At 45.7% G+C, this 16846-nt stretch carries 18 protein-coding genes; 10 read left to right on the forward strand and 8 right to left on the reverse strand.

Going from position 1 to position 16846, the window contains the following annotated elements; translation table 11 throughout:
- Nucleotides 1-34 precede the first annotated feature (34 nt).
- From HW988_RS12355 to HW988_RS12380, 6 genes are all read left to right on the forward strand, one after another.
- Nucleotides 35-808: a hypothetical protein gene (locus tag HW988_RS12355; protein ID WP_181604554.1), complete on the forward strand. Its 774-nt coding sequence runs from the start codon at nucleotides 35-37 to the stop codon at nucleotides 806-808.
- Nucleotides 809-978: 170 nt separating this feature from the next.
- Nucleotides 979-1587: a lipopolysaccharide assembly protein LapB gene (locus HW988_RS12360; protein WP_181604555.1), complete on the forward strand. Its 609-nt coding sequence runs from the start codon at nucleotides 979-981 to the stop codon at nucleotides 1585-1587.
- Entirely contained in the window at nucleotides 1584-3434 is a 1851-nt protein-coding gene (locus HW988_RS12365) for a hypothetical protein (RefSeq protein WP_181604556.1), read from the forward strand. The genes HW988_RS12360 and HW988_RS12365 overlap by 4 nt, the downstream gene beginning before the upstream one ends.
- Nucleotides 3424-4002: a hypothetical protein gene (locus HW988_RS12370; RefSeq protein ID WP_181604557.1), complete on the forward strand. Its 579-nt coding sequence runs from the start codon at nucleotides 3424-3426 to the stop codon at nucleotides 4000-4002. The genes HW988_RS12365 and HW988_RS12370 overlap by 11 nt, the downstream gene beginning before the upstream one ends.
- A gap of 15 nt (nucleotides 4003-4017) precedes the next feature.
- The gene (locus tag HW988_RS12375) at nucleotides 4018-4806 is read left to right on the forward strand and encodes a motility protein A (protein WP_181604558.1); all 789 of its coding nucleotides are present in this window, start codon (nucleotides 4018-4020) and stop codon (nucleotides 4804-4806) included.
- A 2-nt stretch (nucleotides 4807-4808) separates the two neighbouring features.
- Complete coding sequence (locus HW988_RS12380; RefSeq protein WP_181604559.1) at nucleotides 4809-5567, forward strand: flagellar motor protein MotB; 759 nt, start codon at nucleotides 4809-4811, stop codon at nucleotides 5565-5567.
- A 40-nt stretch (nucleotides 5568-5607) separates the two neighbouring features.
- On the opposite strand, the gene HW988_RS12385 is transcribed toward HW988_RS12380, so the two are convergent.
- Nucleotides 5608-6024: a hypothetical protein gene (locus HW988_RS12385; RefSeq protein ID WP_181604560.1), complete on the reverse strand. Its 417-nt coding sequence runs from the start codon at nucleotides 6022-6024 to the stop codon at nucleotides 5608-5610.
- A 182-nt stretch (nucleotides 6025-6206) separates the two neighbouring features.
- Here HW988_RS12385 and HW988_RS12390 point away from each other — a divergent pair, with 182 nt between their 5' ends.
- From HW988_RS12390 to HW988_RS12405, 4 genes are all read left to right on the forward strand, one after another.
- Nucleotides 6207-7025, forward strand: a complete 819-nt coding sequence (locus tag HW988_RS12390; RefSeq protein WP_181604561.1) for an intradiol ring-cleavage dioxygenase — start codon at nucleotides 6207-6209, stop codon at nucleotides 7023-7025.
- A gap of 173 nt (nucleotides 7026-7198) precedes the next feature.
- Nucleotides 7199-8365, forward strand: a complete 1167-nt coding sequence (locus HW988_RS12395) for a bifunctional 2-methylcitrate synthase/citrate synthase (RefSeq protein ID WP_181604562.1) — start codon at nucleotides 7199-7201, stop codon at nucleotides 8363-8365.
- Nucleotides 8366-8729: 364 nt separating this feature from the next.
- The gene (locus HW988_RS12400) at nucleotides 8730-8978 is read left to right on the forward strand and encodes a hypothetical protein (protein WP_181604563.1); all 249 of its coding nucleotides are present in this window, start codon (nucleotides 8730-8732) and stop codon (nucleotides 8976-8978) included.
- A gap of 333 nt (nucleotides 8979-9311) precedes the next feature.
- Nucleotides 9312-9560 carry a hypothetical protein gene (locus HW988_RS12405; RefSeq protein ID WP_181604564.1) on the forward strand — a complete coding sequence of 83 codons (249 nt, stop codon included), beginning with the start codon at nucleotides 9312-9314 and terminating at the stop codon, nucleotides 9558-9560.
- Between the two features lie 51 nt (nucleotides 9561-9611).
- On the opposite strand, the gene HW988_RS12410 is transcribed toward HW988_RS12405, so the two are convergent.
- From HW988_RS12410 to HW988_RS12440, 7 genes are all read right to left on the reverse strand, one after another.
- Nucleotides 9612-10085 carry a hypothetical protein gene (locus tag HW988_RS12410; RefSeq protein ID WP_181604565.1) on the reverse strand — a complete coding sequence of 158 codons (474 nt, stop codon included), beginning with the start codon at nucleotides 10083-10085 and terminating at the stop codon, nucleotides 9612-9614.
- Nucleotides 10082-11185 (reverse strand): hypothetical protein, encoded by a 1104-nt coding sequence (locus HW988_RS12415; RefSeq protein ID WP_181604566.1) that lies wholly within the window; start codon nucleotides 11183-11185, stop codon nucleotides 10082-10084. Before HW988_RS12415 ends, HW988_RS12410 begins: the two co-directional genes overlap by 4 nt.
- Before the next feature lie 127 nt (nucleotides 11186-11312).
- Entirely contained in the window at nucleotides 11313-12833 is a 1521-nt protein-coding gene (locus HW988_RS12420; protein WP_181604567.1) for a methyl-accepting chemotaxis protein, read from the reverse strand.
- Between the two features lie 89 nt (nucleotides 12834-12922).
- Nucleotides 12923-13480 (reverse strand): hypothetical protein, encoded by a 558-nt coding sequence (locus HW988_RS12425; RefSeq protein WP_181604568.1) that lies wholly within the window; start codon nucleotides 13478-13480, stop codon nucleotides 12923-12925.
- A 76-nt stretch (nucleotides 13481-13556) separates the two neighbouring features.
- Nucleotides 13557-14144 (reverse strand): hypothetical protein, encoded by a 588-nt coding sequence (locus HW988_RS12430; protein ID WP_181604569.1) that lies wholly within the window; start codon nucleotides 14142-14144, stop codon nucleotides 13557-13559.
- A gap of 99 nt (nucleotides 14145-14243) precedes the next feature.
- Nucleotides 14244-16400 (reverse strand): FUSC family protein, encoded by a 2157-nt coding sequence (locus tag HW988_RS12435; protein WP_181604570.1) that lies wholly within the window; start codon nucleotides 16398-16400, stop codon nucleotides 14244-14246.
- A 72-nt stretch (nucleotides 16401-16472) separates the two neighbouring features.
- Nucleotides 16473-16829, reverse strand: a complete 357-nt coding sequence (locus HW988_RS12440; RefSeq protein ID WP_181604571.1) for a VOC family protein — start codon at nucleotides 16827-16829, stop codon at nucleotides 16473-16475.
- Nucleotides 16830-16846 lie beyond the last annotated feature (17 nt).

Below are 16846 nucleotides of genomic sequence, written 5' to 3' on the forward strand. Positions count from 1 at the left end.
AACATATTATGGGTTAGGCAATATCATCTGACCTGTGACCAATAAACGCTCAGAACTTATCCTCAAATTGTATGGTGTCTTTTCAGGATTTCTGATCCTTTATATTGCCTATTACTTTGCGACTCATACAAGTCCAATAAAACAAAAGAGCAACCCAGATAAAACCAAGAAGTATCCCGTCATTGGCAGAATCGTATTCCTAGACGGTGACGTTCGTGTGCGAATGGCTGGAGAGCTGCTTTGGTTACCTGGAAAAGAAAACGACCTCATTCACGATAACGACAACATTTTTACCGGCACAAACGGTAAAGTTCACGTTTATCTGATGCAACAGACGAACCTGTATATAACCAAGGACTCTCTGGTTCGCATCACCCGCCGAAATAATTTAAACACCATACATTTGGACGAGGGCCAGGTACAAATGTCCTCCGGCGCCGACGAGTCTGCGGTTCTTCAAGTGAACGATCGCTCCCGCCTCCTAAAACTGACCGGTGTCGAAGAAAAAATCTCTTATCAAGGCGAACGCAGCAGGCAGCGCCAGCAAAAAGCTAAACTGGCCGAAGCTCCCCAAGAATCTTTCTCGGCCGCGCAGAGTGAAGTTCCTCAGGACCAAGGCCCACTGGAACCTCCTCCAAGTGATGAGGTCGAGGAAATAGCTGCAACCGCAGAAAAAGCCGAAGAAAGAAAAGTTGATCTCGACGACGAGACGACGATGAGCTTTATTATTTGGCTTTCCATTGGCTACGGCGTCTTCTCGCTCCTTGCCGTGAAAGAATTTTTAGCTATGCGAAAAAACGAAAGTTAGATAGAGCCTCAATTCTACTCCCATAAACTCAAATTCATTTCAAAATACTTTGGAGTCAGTGATTGGTTCCATAGCTCACATTTGAAAGCAATCTCTCCTTTGGTCCACTGTGTAAAAGCTCGGTTAAGCCGATAGATCCTGAGAGGAATTTTACTTTTTCGGAGGAAACAATGGCATTGAACTGGAAGCTTCTTATTACAACTTTGTTGTTGAGCGCATGCTCATCAAAACTAGTTGTACAAAGCGAGCCATCCACTGCAGCCGTGTACATCTCCGCAACTGGCAAAGCCGATCGCGTAAAAGTTGGCGACACTCCCCTTGAGTTGACGGAAATGCAGATCGCTGAGACATTAAAACTAAGCCCTGAATCGTCGAACTGGGTTGAATTCTCCTTTGAGAAGAAAGATCACGAAGCAAAAACAATCATGCTTCCGTCCAATCGCTGGGGCGAAATGACTCGTATCGTGAAAGTAAAGTTGAAACCTTCAGATGAGGCTTCAACAACGGCGACGAAGATTCTGAAATACTTTTTTAATGCTAAGAAATTCGTAGAAACTCGACAGTTTGAAGCTGCTCATCAAGAAGTCGACAAAGTTTTGGCCATCGACAGCCAAAATTCTCAAGCGATGACCATGAAAGCAGGCATCTATTATTTGCAAAGTAATATCGACGAAGCTCGTAAGCTTTATAAAAAGGCTTTAGAGATCGATCCTGGCTCCAGTGACGCGATCAAAATGTTAGAGAAAATCCAGCGCGACCAGGGAGGAACCATCGAATGAGGTTGATTCTTCTCCTGCTCGTTTTGTTTACATCTCAATTCGCACTCGCCCAGGCCACAAACCTGGCTTCTGACGTTGTGACTAAGCGAAATAACATTGAAAATGAAGTTCGCCGCAATCTGGAAGACTTGATCTCTACTCGTCTGGAGAAAAAGACTTTCAATGTCGCTGTTCGTGCTCAATTGAGCCCTATTCAACCTCCTAAAAAAGAAAAAGAAGCAGAAGCAGACAAGCTTCCGGAAGGTATGGACATTGGCTCGATCGATGTTCGTAATGTCGTTGATTCCTATGAAAAGAAAATTGAAGAATTAAAGCTTAAAAAAGAACAACTTAAAGAAGAAAAGCAATTTCAGATTTCTTCGTTAGAAGTGTTCGTGGGCCTGGATACTCAAGCCTACCCTGAATCCTATGCCAAAGAACTTAATAAATGGTTGCAAGACCGTTTAACGAAAGACTATGGCAAAGTTGCAAAAGCAACGGTTGGCAAAATCAATCCGAAAATTGAGAAGCCCAAAGATCCAGTCACTGGTAAACCCGAAGCCGCGCCAGAAACTTGGGCACAAATGCTACGTAAATGGGCACCCGTCATCGCTGCGGGTCTTTTGGCGTTGGCATTATTCATCATGGGTCTTTTGCTAAGATCTGGTATGAATTCAATCGCTTCCGCACAAAAACCTCTGACGATTGAACAAAAAGGTGAATTGGCTCTTGAAGGTTCCGGTGCAGAAGCTTTGGGTGGTGGCGAAGAACAAGAACTTCTCCCTGCTCCCGTGAGTCGCTTGGCTAGTGAAGAACTTGATATGATGATCAAGAAAATTGCGTTCGTGTGCATGGAAATCGGTGCCAGAACCAATGAATTGATCAAAGTGTGGATCGATGCGAACGAAGAAGGCTTTGCAAAAACAGCCTTGCTTGTGGACTGCTTGATCACGGCACGCGAAAAAATCATGAAAGAAACTGGTGCAATGGCAGCTTTGCGCATTCCACTGGAACAAGACATGATTTCTAATTATGAAGAACATCTGGCTGAGGCCTATCGCAGTGTCGGTATGATGGATGACCCTGAAAAGCTGAAAATGCTTAAGGGAATCTATTGGGATTTGATCAGTGTTCGCACGTTGGGTATTCAATCCTTGCGTCGTCCATTCGACTTCCTAAACCAGGCATCCCCGTCTGACGTCAAAGACCTGTTGGATCACCAACCGGATGATACTCGCGCTTTGGCAATGATGTATCTTCCTAAAGAAACTCAATCAGATCTATTAACCAGTATGGATGAGTTCAATAAGTTGAACACGATCCGTAGCATGTTATTGAATGCTGAAGTGGAAGTTAAAAAACTTTGGGATCACGATACGAGTGTGAAAGTGGTTGTTGAGTCGCAACAATCCAAAGAACAAACTCGTCTGGTCAATTTGTTCCCAAGAACTTTGGAAGCGATCCAAACTCTTACTCCAGTCGACGAAATTACGACTTTGCGTAAAGTTTCACCGTCTCTTCCTATGGATGGCCGCAACTTGAAACACAATTATCTGACGTTAGCCTTTGTTGACGAATGGAAACCAGACTATATCCGTCGCTTGACGCAAATTGCGACGGCGGAAGAAGTTCTGAACTTGATCCGTGTGATCCCTCAAGCACAAGAGGCAATCCTGGCTCAGTGTCCTCCGATGATGAAAACCATCTTGTCAGACGATTTGAAATTGAGCGCGAAAATAGATTTGAACGTCCAAAACCAAAAAGTGAAAGCTTTGAAGGCGAAATGGGCGAAACTTATCCAATCAGAGAATATCACGATCGCGCGTCTGTATGTTGATCGTAACATGGGAGAAGCAAATGTCGCTTAGATCATTGCTCCTTTCTTTATTGATCACTTTCGCTATCGCACCAGCGGCTCATGCGGGATTCCGTGTGGCCGGCGGTCTGGGCTTAGGGTCGACAACAACCAGCAATGAGATCTCTGAGGATGAAGGTCCTTTGACGATGCTGATTTCTGTGGACTATGTCTATCACTCAAAGTTGCTCTTGGGTTTTGAACATTTACGTTCCCTGTCTATGAGCCCTCCCGCAACCTCGAATGCATTTTCTGGTTTGTATTTTCAGTGGTATTGGAATGCAGTTCCAACACCTTATTTGACCGCCGATAAAATGAATACGAATGAAATCGTGTTCCGGGACGTTGGATATTTCTGGGGGACCGGCGTGGGAATCGCCCAATCTGCGAATCTCCCAGATGCACAAGGAAAAACCTCGAATGCGGCAGGCTTTTACCTCTCCCCTCGCGTCGGTGCTGATTTGCAGCTGACTGGCAAGATGGGTGCTCGCGGCGAGTTTATCATGGCAACGACCGTAATCGGCACGGGCCAGATCATGTCGATGTCCCTGGTTGGTTCCCTGTATTTTAGCTTTAATTAATTAAGGAGTACGGCAATGAATTTATCAGCACTATTAGGTCTTTTGATGGCCTTTTCAGTTATGATCGGAGCGATGGTCACATCGACTGATAAAGCTAAGATCTTTTTGGATGCGCACGCCTTTGTCATCGTTATCGGTGGTACAATCGCAGCCAGTCTACTAAGCTTCTCTGCTAAAAAACTCCTGGCACTGGGCAAAGTGTTCTTTAAAAGAACTCTGGGTAAAAATGACGATATCAATGTCGCGATCGTGGAAATGGTCGATCTTGCAAAAGGTTACCGTGAAAATGACAACTATCTTCGCGATAAACATGCGAGCCTAAAAACTCCGTTTTTGAAAGAAGCGATCGGCATGTTAAATGAAGGTGCCATCGACACGGATCAAATGGATAAAATCCTGAACAAGCGTGCGCACAACATGGCTCACCGTCATGAAGAGGACGCAGAGATCTTTAAAGCCTTGGCAAAGTTCCCCCCTGCATTCGGTCTTTTGGGTGCAGTTATCGGTATCATCTCTTTGATGGCAAATATGGGTGGCGCTGATGCCGCTCAAAAGATGGGTCCTTCGTTTGCGATCGCCCTGGTGGCGACAATGTATGGTATCGCAGTAGCGAACTTTATCTTTTTGCCACTGGGTGAAAACTTAGCGAAGGCCAATCGTATGGATCAAGTCATCCGTCAAATGGTGATTGATGGCTTTAAACTGATCCGCGAAAAAAAGCATCCGATCGTAGTTGAAGAAAGCATTAAGAGCTACCTGCTTCCCAGTGAACGCGGTGAATCTGCCAATAAGAAAGCGGCTTAATTATGGGTTTGCGTAAGAATAACCTGAAAGCGGTACCAGCGAAGGAAGAGCCAAAATCTCTTCACGAGCGCTATCCGGAACTCAGCGATGATCATGAGTCCCAACCGCCGACTGTTATCAAAAAAGAAGAGGGCGAAGGTCCTTGGATTGTCAGTTACGCTGACTTGATGACGTTGCTTATGGGGTTCTTTGCGATGATGTACTCGATGTCAAAACCTGACGTCGCAAAGCTCGAGCAAGCTAAAAAAGCCAATACCGAAAGATTCGGCGGCCATTACGAAGAGCCCTACAAGGACTTGGAAAACGCCTTGAAGAAAACTTTGAAAGCCAACGGTCTGGAAAAACAAGTGCAAATTGAATCCGGTTACGATGGTGTGACTATGACTTTCACAGGGACACTTTTCTTTGAAAGTGGTGACTTCCACGTCAAGGAAGAGGCCGTGAACATCGTCAACAAATTGGCTGGAACGATTCAAAAAGATGCCAAGGGCTATAATATCAAAATCGAAGGTCATACTGACAGTGCACCGATCTCCCACCCTATTATCGCTAGTAACTGGGAACTTTCGGGACTTCGTGCCGCTCGTATCGCACAGCTGTTTGAAACCAATGGTTTTGCAAGAAAGCAGCTTTCGATGATTGGGATGGGTGATACCAAACCCATTGTTCCGAATGAAAATACGGACGGAACGCCAAATTTGGAAAACCGTTCGAAAAATCGCCGGGTTGTGATCAAGGTCTTTAAAGAAGTAACAGAATAAAAAAAGCCCGGTCACAAACCGGGCTTTTTTATTTTATCAATTAGTAAACTTCATTTTCCCAAACAAGATTTACGATGAAAGAAATTGCCGACAAATGGCAGTATGCAGTTGCTGAACGTGCCATTGTCCCACCCTCTGCATCGAAATGTGCTTGGCAGCGCGCTTCCATAGTGTTTAGCAAGTCTGTATCAGCTTTTGGCGGATTGAATTTAGCCAAGTTCGCTTCACATACAGCATAAGCATTTGCTGCCGTTCTGACATCAAGGCTCGATCCCCACGCGCAAGCTTCCGCTAATTCTTTTGCTTCATAGCAGTTTGCAGCCTTTGAAATCAATTCTTGAAATACAGCTGGTTGGCTCAGAATATCGTTACCTTGAGCATCCGTGCACTCACGTGCCATTGCCACTGGAGCTGCTGCCAAAACCATTGCTGCGATAAGAGCTTTCATAGAGTTCATGTATAATTCCCTTTTTAAAGTTAATTAGTTCGTTACATGAACGGATATGCCCCAGTCTTATTGCTCTGTATAATAGAACGATTCGAATCTATCCGTCTAAAATTTGGAATTCTCAGTTTTGGATGAATCCATGGTCTTTCAACATTTATCCCCTATTCTATTTAAAGTACGGAGGTACTCGTATGTGCGACAACGCACCAAAACTTAATGGAATGCAAAGACGTCAACTTCTTGTTGCCCTCTTGGGCACGGGAGCGACGATACTGCTTGCAGGATGCAGTCAAACTGGTTTTAGCCCTGTAACTTCTTTATCGGATGGAACAGATTCCAGTGATGGCAGTGGCGCCACGGGTGGTTCCTGTGTGCAAAGTGCGACGGAAACGAATGGCCCCTTTCCCGCTGACGGGAGCAATACCGCAGGCGATGGCACTTCTACTCGCTTGGATAAAGTCTACACGGGCTCCCCCATCATCCGTCGCGATATCGCGGAAAGCATTGCGGGAGTTCCGCTGACTTTAAATATTTCTTTACAGAACGTGCGCAATAGCTGCGCGACGATTCCAAACTATTATATTTATATTTGGCATTGCACGCCGACGGGTCAATATTCGGCCTATACTGCTTCCAATAATGGTGGCTCACATCCAAGTTCGGAATCTTATTTTCGCGGAATTCAACAAACCGACTCGAATGGTGAGGTGACCTTCACCACGATTTATCCGGGTTGGTACACAGGACGCGCGATTCATATTCACGCGGAAGTGTATGCGGGACTTGATGATGCCTCGCCGATTAAGATTACGCAGTTCGCGTTTCCGATGAACATAAATAAAGTCGTCGCCGCCCAAACAGCATACGGTTACAAAGGAACATCGGGAATGTTGGATAATTCATCGGATGGGATCTTTAGTGATGGCACCAGCACGGAAATGCTGACCGTCACCTCAAACTCGTCAACCGGCGGTTACACTGCCTCAATTGCAGTCAGAGTTTCCGTTTAACTCGCCATTTCCCTAACAAACGCATCGAAAATCCCACCTGCCACACTGCCTCCTCCCCTCCTCCTCTTGACCGAGGGGGAGGCAAGGTCTAGCCTCGAGCCATTACTTTACTTTAACTTAATGCGCTGCATTCCCAAAAGGTACGGCGTACCTTTTGGATTATCGGAGGAAAAATGGCTGAATATATCAATCCAGATTACGTTCCAGAACCAGAGAAAATGAACGTTAAAAAAGGTCTTGATGGCGTGGTAATGGATACGTCTTCTGTATCTAAAGTAAACCCACACACAAACTCTTTGATCTATCGCGGTTACCCAGTTCAAGACTTGGCTGAAAACTGCTCTTTCGAAGAAGTTGCGTACCTAATGTACAATGGCGAGTTGCCAAACAAAACTCAACTTGCTGACTTCACTAAAAAAGAACGCGCAAACCGCGACATCACTGCGACTTTGTTGAACGTGATCAAATCACTTCCACAAAAATGTCACCCGATGGATTCAATCCGTACGGCAGTATCTTTCATGGGTGCTGAAGACCCTCGTATCTGGGATTCATCTCCAGCGACGAACTTGGACAAAGCAATGATGTTGTTGGCGAAAATCCCAACGGCTGTTGCTGCTGACTACCGTTTCAAAAAAGGTTTGGACTTCATTCCTCCAAAAGCTGATTTGACGATGGCAGAAAACTTCTTCCACATGTGCTTTGGTAAAGTACCTCAAAAAGAAGTTGTTAAAGCATTCGATGTATCTTTGATCCTTTACGCTGAACACAGCTTCAACGCTTCTACATTCACAGCACGTGTTGTGACTTCTACTCAATCTGATATCTACTCTGCAACTGTTGCAGGTATCGGTGCATTGAAAGGTCCTTTGCACGGTGGTGCGAATGAAATGGTTATGCATATGATGAAAGAAATCGCTGATCCTGCAAAAGCAGAACAGTGGATGATCGATGCATTGGCACAAAAGAAAAAAGTAATGGGCTTCGGTCACCGCGTTTACCGCTCTGGCGATTCTCGCGTACCAACTATGAAAAAGTATGCTCAAGTTATGGCTGACGTAACTGGCGAACAAAAATGGATGCAAATGTACACTGCACTGGAAAAAGTTATGGTAGAGAAAAAGAAAATCTACCCGAACTTGGACTTCCCAGCAGGTCCTGCATACTACATGATGGGCTTCGAGATCGACTTCTTTACTCCGATCTTCGTTATGGCTCGTACAACGGGTTGGTCTGCACACATCATGGAGCAAACAGCTGACAACCGCATCATCCGTCCTCTTTCTGAGTACGTAGGTGCTGAACAACGTAAAGTTGTACCTTTGTCAGAAAGAAACTAATTGGTTCTTTAAAAGAGAAACGAAAAAGCCCACTTCAAAAAAGTGGGCTTTTTTTTTGAATCCGTTGAGCACATCTGCCTCGGCTCCGTCGGTCTTGGTACCCGCACTTCACGACACGCCATCCAGGCTCACCGTCGCCGCCTGCGGCGGTTCGCGCATCGTGCGCCGACGGAGGTCGTTGCGTGCAGGTACCAGGCCCGCCAAATCCGAGTCAGCTGCGCTCGTCGAATTCAAAAATAACGACTTTGTAGTAATTTGCCCCATCGTTTATGCCTATACTGCCCAAATTAGTTGTCTAAGATCGGTAAAGCCGTCTTAACGGCGGCACTTCAATTGCTCTTTTATAGAGTTGATTGGAGGCAATATGTTCCAACTGATTTTTCACGATACGTCAGCTTCCGACAACGAAGAAGGAACGGAGATAAAACTTCGTATCAACACCACAATCCCCTCGCACAACGTAAGCCACATCCTGAACACAAAAAAGCCATCTAACTGGTACGATGAATTAATCAAAGAAATGGAACTTCAATTCGGCGGGCATATACCTGCACGCAACGACCTCCGTGGGCGCCACGATGGCGCCCACCCGCCGAAGGCGAGCCACGGTTGAGCCCGGATGGCGTGTCGTGAAGTGCGGGTGTATGACCGACGGAGCCGAGGCAGATGTGCTCGGCAGATTCAGCTCCGTGACTCCAAATTTCTATAATGTTTGTAGAATAAAAAAATTTCGAATTATTTCAATGCTCGATGGCGAACATTCAGTCGGACGTATTTTACTTCTCGCAAGTTGTATAATTTCGGTAAGTTAGAGTGGTGATGTGAAATCGTGTGGAGCGTTTGAAGAAAATTTCACACCGAATTTGTTGCGATGTTTTTTAGATAGGTTCAGCATCACCTTCAGATAACTGATTTGAACTTTGTTTAATTTGTTTGGAGGTATTTAATGAAAGTATTGAAAGCAACTGTAGCACTAGCATCTGTATTGGCATTCTCTTCAGCTTACGCTGTTGAAGCAGCTCCTTCGCAACCATCTGTTGATGGTTCTTCTGTGAACAGCCAAACTGTTCAACAACACTCTGAAATTAAAAAAGATAGCAAAGGTGTTATCAAGAAAAAGAAATCTACAGTTGAAGAGCAAAACATGAATCAACAAGCTCTTCCTGAATCTCAACAACCTGCTGCAGGCAAATAGTTGAGTTGATTGGAGTCTCGTTTCGCAGTTATCGCGGGACTCCAACAGTTTTTATTGCTCAGTGTAGAATAGAATTTCGCCTTCGCGAATAATCTTACCCAGCTCTCCGGACTCATCGTTGCTGCGACAGCCTTGAACTTCATTCACCTGTCCGTTTTTTTCCATGCGGATATTGAACGGTGATTTGCACTCTTCCGTGCCCGCTTTGGTTTTCTTATAGCTCTCGGCAAAATCATAAATGCGATTGGCGATCGAGATGTATTTATCGCGGGCGATCTTACGGTCTTCGATCACTTTTTCGTTCACAGCACTTTTGGCGCTAAAGTCAGAGTCGTTCACCGACTGAAGCTGAAACAAATAGGCATTGTGGCGCAAAGAATAATTAATACTGATCGTGTTCTTTGGTACCACCTGAATCCCTGGGGGAATAAAGCTTTCTTCCTTGGCTGGTTTTGTTGCACAAGCGGCAAGCATCGCCACTGACAGACATAAGATCGAATTTGAAAGCCATTGTGATTTAATCATCGTTGTGGCCCTTTCAACTTAGGTGGTTCGAATCTGCAATAGGGTTTCACAGTTCCTGAGTTTACACACTGCAATTCTTTTCTTAACAAAGTATTTTTAGAGAAAATTGATTTCACACGAATGACATCTGTTGGGTAATATTCCAGATTCACCTTTTCAAACCCTGAGGAGTCATCGCACAAGTCTCGAACAGCGTTGATCGCGGCACGAGTTTTTTCTTCGATGCTGTACTTGGTTTGCGTGCGCAGGAATCTGGCTAATATCTCTGATCCTACCCAGTCCGCGAAAACTTCAGATGTTTTATCTTTATTGCCACATTGGGCTTCTTCTTTTTTGATCCACTGACTATCGACAAAGCATTGAACCAGTTCATTATATACGGCCTGATTCAAATTCTCGCCCTGGATACCGCAAGGATCGATGGAATGGGCCAACTCGTGGGCCATGGTAAAAATAATACTGAATTCAGAGGACGTATTTAAAACATACGCGCCGCCGACACGCACACGGTGAATCTCCCCATCGTGACTGCGCTCATAATAGATTTCACTCTTGGTATATAAGTCCGTCGCATCGGAATATGTGGTGCGATCGACAGGCAATTCCAAATTCACTTTGGAAATACGTTCGATCAATGTCGCTTTATCGACATCGGAAAAAGTTTTTGAACTTTGCTGTTTGATATATTCAATCATCTGAGCACGCACGAGTTCAAAAATGCGGTGCAATTTTTCTTTGCGCTCCGGGGTATAGATGCGCGTAACGAGCTCGTCTTCGATCTGCTCCGTCGTCCAACCAGGATTGGTACGAACGATACGGCGTAAAACACGAAGCGCTCGAATCTCGCCACGATAGTCCAATGACGTCTCCCCCGTAGGATCAGCTACGGCATTTCCTTTGCAGATGGAGTCATAACTTTTTTCACAGAAAAGATCGTTGGTTTTAATAACAGATTGAGATTCTGATGCGGGCCTTTTTTCGATAGGAGATGAGGACTTTTCAACTATCGGGGCTGCTGACAACATCGGGCCTTGCCTCAGGAAAAAACCGAAAGCGGCGGTGCCCAATACGATGCCAATAGGAAGGAGATACCGTCTCATCCTCATATAAAAATGGTAGCAAAAAGAGCCATTTCTGCATACGAGAAAGGGCTCTTTTTCATGGGACAGTGGTTAAACTGATATTAAGTCCCAATTAATTAATATGACTCATTATCTCTCTGAATACCTATGAAGCTTTTACCAGCAGCGGAGCTTTCACCCGCACAGGGTTTTTCGAACTCACATTGTCCTTCAGATCCAAATGAGGCGCTTTTCCCTCTAATATCTCTTCGAGTTCTTTCACAACATCTTGTAAACGAACCGCTTGACCGGAAAGCTCTTGGGCCGAAGCCGCGACTTCTTCCGACGCGGCCGAGTTCATTTGGGTCGAGGTGTCCAGGTGATTCATTGCTTTATTAATTTGCCCCACACCCTGAGCCTGCTCGTTACTTGCTTGGGCGACTTCGTGACTCATTTCTGCCACTTTATGAATAGTCTGGTTAATATTCGTGAAGACCTGACCACTGACTTCAGCAGATTTAGCACCCAATTGTATTTTCTCAGAACTCTGATGAATCAAATCCGCAATTTCTTTCGCAGCATTCACGCTGTCTTGGGAAAGCTTGCGAACCGCTTCGGCGACTGCGGAAAATCCACGCCCGTGCTCCCCTGCTCTGGCAGCCTCAATCGTCGCATTCAATGACAGGATATTGGTCTGAAAAGCGATATCGTCAATCATCGCAATGATATCTTCAATCTGTTTTGAAGAGGCCTCAATGTCCTTCATGGCTTTGATCAGGTTTTGAACTTCGGCATGACCTAGCTCTGCCTGGCGCACGGCTTCTTCGGCAAATTCCGCAGCTTTGTGACCACTTTCGGAATTGACCTGCACCATGGAATTCACTTCTTCCAAGGAGGCGACAGTTTCTTCGATGGAGGCAGCAGATTCTGTTGAGCCCTGTGCGACCTGCTCACTGGTTGCAAACAACTCTTTACTTGAGTGAAACATCTCCGAAGAATTCTCCGCCAAAGCTTTTACAGCGGTCGTCAGTTGTTGGTTTAATCCATAGCTTACCCAACCGGAAAATCCCAAGGAAAGTACCAAACCCACAAGCCCCACCCAGTCGATGATTTGTTCTTTATGATGAATCAATTCCGCATCGCTTTTTGAATCATTGAGCATCAACTGCAGACGTAAATTTGACAGGTCTTGGAGTTTTGCTGACATTTGAGATGCTACGGGACGATATTGATTCTCCAAAACCGCGTGGCTTTGCTCTGATTCACCCGACCTGATTTTCTCGATCGCTAATTGAGCCGCCGGCTTTGCCTGGTCCCAAAGTTTCGTGATCTCAACAAATATTTGCGCCGTCGCCCCACCGTGTGGAACTTTGTTATATTCAGCCATCGCATTATCAAATGCTTCGATCGCACCCAAGGCTTTGATCACTTCCGAATGAATTTCTTCGGGATTATTAGAAGCCACCGCATTCAGAACATATCTTTGCAAAGATTCAGATTCTTTCGCCATACGACCCGTGTAGGTGATCGAAGGACCGCGAACCAAGTTTGCCTGATTAAGACTTTTTTGAAGAGCCGCGATACCGCCGTCCGCCTGATAGTAAAGTATCGCGGTCACCACGAATGGGAAAGCTGCCAATAGAACCAATTTTCCTCTAATACCCTTGAACCAACGTACAGAAAACATAAAAACCTCCGCGTATGAAACTACTTTGCCCCTGAAATATGGAAGCCAAGTGGAATCGCTGAAGGTTCTCAGTTTGGGAACACGAATGTTTATTTCAGTGCCAATTGGATGCTTTTTGAGTCAAAACGCTGGCGGACTTTATTATACTCTGCCAAAACTGTTTTAAATTCTGAGGTGAACTTCGCTCCACCCATCGTTTCTTGGATGGCATTTTTTGAAACAGGCAAAGACAAGATATAGTCACTGCGACGAACTAAGTTTTGAAATTCAAATTCGCTGACACGATCGAATTTTTTATACTGCGTGTGTTTATCAAAAAGCATCGCCATGACTTGCAGATGATTTTTAAGATCTTTGGAGAAAGTCTTTTGCAATGAGGTCTCATCGATACCGCGCTTCCACTTTTGGATGTAGCTAAAGCCTGCAGCATTCATCAAAGGTTCCAGTTGTGAATCAAGATTTTCAGCGGATGCCGTGGCAGCGAACAAATCACTGATAACTTCACGTTGCCAGCTTTTGATAACAGGGGAGACTTTTTGCGGCTGTCTCATTCTGATAAGAGCCTTTTTATTTGCAGCCTGAGCTGTAGAAAGCCCCATAAAAAGCGTCAGAACCACCATTACAACAACTTTGAACTTGGACAACATCACAGCATACCCTTTCGTTCGTACTCACTGAGTAACTATTTCAAGGTCCGTGCCTAATCTCAGAATGAGACGCGAACTATTCCTCGATATGGTCCCAAAGTTTAAACTCGCGGGAGCCATAAGCCTGAGGCAATCTAAATAACGCCTCTGTCCAGGTGACGGCGTCTTGAGCCGTGGTTTCAATGTTGTGATTCGTAATCTGCGTTATGGGAACCTCGACCCGGCGATTAAAATCAGGGACTTCTTCTTTTTTGTCGTGGATCACGATAAAGCCCCGGCATAGATTCGTGAACTCCAATGCCTTTGCCATATACTCGGCACCAACACTGATTCCTAGGGCTACGATTTTTTCAGGATTCACGATACTGTGCGCTTTTAAAAAATGAAGTGCCGCTACAATATCAGCCACTCGTTTCGTCGGAGACTCCCAAGACATGGGAGCATTTTGATCATCATTGTAAAAGGCATGATCCAAGACCATGCATACCACGCCCTCGTCACTGATAGCGCGAGCAAGCTTTTCGGAGATTTGCGAAGCCCCACCTGTCATAGCACCTTCGATTAAAAAGGCGGCCAAGGGTTCTTCATGAGGATTGTTATCAGGGATAAAGAGACCGGCTTCCAGCAAACGGTCGTCGGCATTGAAGGTGACTGTGACTTTCATAAAAACCTCCTTCACTCCCCGATCTTAAACCCGCATCGTAAAGTGAGGTGTAAGTCCAATGTAGCTTTACAGGGATCATGACGGATTCTGGACTATCGTTTATTTAAACTCGGATTTTGCGCGGCGGTTTTCTAGCAGTCTTTTAACGATGAACTCGCGTAAAGTGTTAAGACTGTTCGTCATGCGATCTGTTTCATCAAAGAACAAACCATAACGATCTTGTTCGGCACGCATTTTTTGAAGCTCCACAAAGGCTGCACGCAAATCAGGATATTCGTTATTGGGAATCTCCTGACCATGCAATGCCCGCGTTAAATTATCCAAGGTGATTTCGATTTTCTCCGCAAAGCTTTTAAAAATCTTTTGCTGTTCAGAATCCAAGGCAAATGGCGAAGCCGATTCCAAAGCTACCAAGGCATGGGCAAAACGATTTCCCGCAGCCGTCACCCCAGCCAGGAATTCACGGTCCACGGGAGTAGAGCCCCGTTCACGCAGATATCGATCTTGCGATGTCATGTAATTGGCACGGGCCACTCGGGATTGTTGACGAAGTTGATCGCGTTCATTCGCACTCACGGCATTTTCACCCGTACTTAAAGTCGTAATGGCGTGAAACGAACGACGATAGGTCTCAAGCATTCTTGCCACCACATCCGAGAGCTGCGTTTTCTCCCACGTCGGCCACAGCATATAGGCGAACATCGCCAACGCTCCGCCCAGGCAAGTATTCACCCCGCGAGCCCAAATCACATCTTTCGGGGGCACTCCCGTCATCGCGACCAAGATCACCACCAAGGCACTCACAGAAACCGCAAAGATTCCGTAATTGGCCTGCCCCACCCAACGCATTAAGAATCCAAAGACCACCATCAGGGCAATTGCCCAATAAGGACCTTCCGGCATGATATGAAAAAGAGCTGTCGCCAGTAACAAACCTAAAATAGTTCCACCGATACGCAGTAAGCCCCGATTAAAGGTTGATGCATAATCCGATTTTAAAACGATCGCCACTGTCATGGGCACCCAATAGCTGCGATCCACCGAAATCATGTGGCTGATGACTTCTCCCACAGCGATACAGATTGCCAAACGAAGAGCATGACGAAATCCTGGTGACTGAAAAGTAAAATTCGCTCTTAAGGTCGCCCACACCCCACGGAATCGAAATCTCCATGGGCGTGCATTTTCGTTACGTTGCGATTCAACCATCCCCGCTTCTGTGGTTCGGGTCGCAAGTTCAATCACCGCACGAGATTGCCCGACAATAGATTCCATTTGGCGAAGGGCATCGCTTAATACCGCCCGCATGAACACCGACTGATTGCTGTAGTCATTATCGCGAACTTTTGCGGTATCCACCTCCAGCGACTTCAAGTTTTCACGCGCCTCTTGGATCTGTTCTTCATCCCGAATGATGACCGACACCTTTTGCAGCAAACTTTTCTCGATGGCCAAGAAATCCGCGATGATCTCGATCGAAGGATTTCCGGGGTTCTCCCTTTCAATACGATTTTTCAATCGCCCTAAAGACAAAATTCCTAAACGCAGACGCTCCCCTTGAGTTAAGAGGGAGCGATAGCGACGGCCTTCCGGTCTTGAATCTTGAGATATCGCACCCAAATTGATTTGCGTGTGAATACTCTGCGCACTGCCCCCGGGAACTTCTTCGGGTTTAAATTGCAAATCACACAACGAAGAAAGATCAACAAAGAATGTCGCCAAAGCACGACGCTCGGGACGATATCGTCGGAATGGCCACAACATCAACGCCAGCAGCGCTTGAATCCCCGCCCCCAAAAGTGCAAACAGACTTAAATGAAATGCTTGCGCCGGGTCCATCGGATGCGCACCAAAAACAACAAAAGTTGCGATGGCAACAGTTCCAAGTTCTGCAAGGACCGTATCTAAAACAATCAAATATCCAGAAGCAAATGCCAACAAGGTCACTAATGCTAATGAAACTAAAAAATTGCCCGCAGAAATCGACGCCAGGAAAACCAACAGCACGGTGACAAGGGCCGCTCTTGCCATGCGTTTCGCGCGGAAGGCATAAGCATCGGAGTTATCAGAAAAACACGCATTCAATGCACCAAGAACGACGATCATGCCGATAGTGTTGGAATTCAGCCACACTCCCACGAGCATAGAGAGACCAATTGCAATGGCGCCACGCGCCGCAACCCAGATATCTAAGCGTGAACGATCGAAACTAAAAAGAGGGCCCCAAAAAGAGGATTTGGAAGGAATGAGTGCCATAGTCCCATGCTACTCCGTTAAAAGAGCGAGACAAGCTTCGACTTGAGGGTTTTGAGATATTAAATGTGAATCCTATTTCTGACAAAGTTCGATAGAATGACCATCGGGATCCAAAATAATGGCCTTTTTCCCGTCGGGCATTTCAGTGGGATCTAAAATCAGCAAACTGCCTGGAACTTTTGCTAAATCGGCGACCGTATTTTCCAGCTCTGTAATTTGAAATCCCAATTGAAGACTGGGAACCTGAGCTTTCTGTGCGGTTGGCAAAGAATAAAGGGAGAACTCCACCCCATCATGCACAGCACGGTAAACTTCACTCCCTTTATCCACCCGCACCATTTGGAATTTAAAGCCGACACGGCTATAAAATTCCAGCATGTTCTGTAGCTGGCCAGTGTTAATTGTGATAGAAGAGATTACCAAACTCATTGTTCTATTATCAGAAG

This window comes from Bdellovibrio sp. KM01 (assembly GCF_013752535.1).
Lineage (GTDB): Bacteria > Bdellovibrionota > Bdellovibrionia > Bdellovibrionales > Bdellovibrionaceae > Bdellovibrio.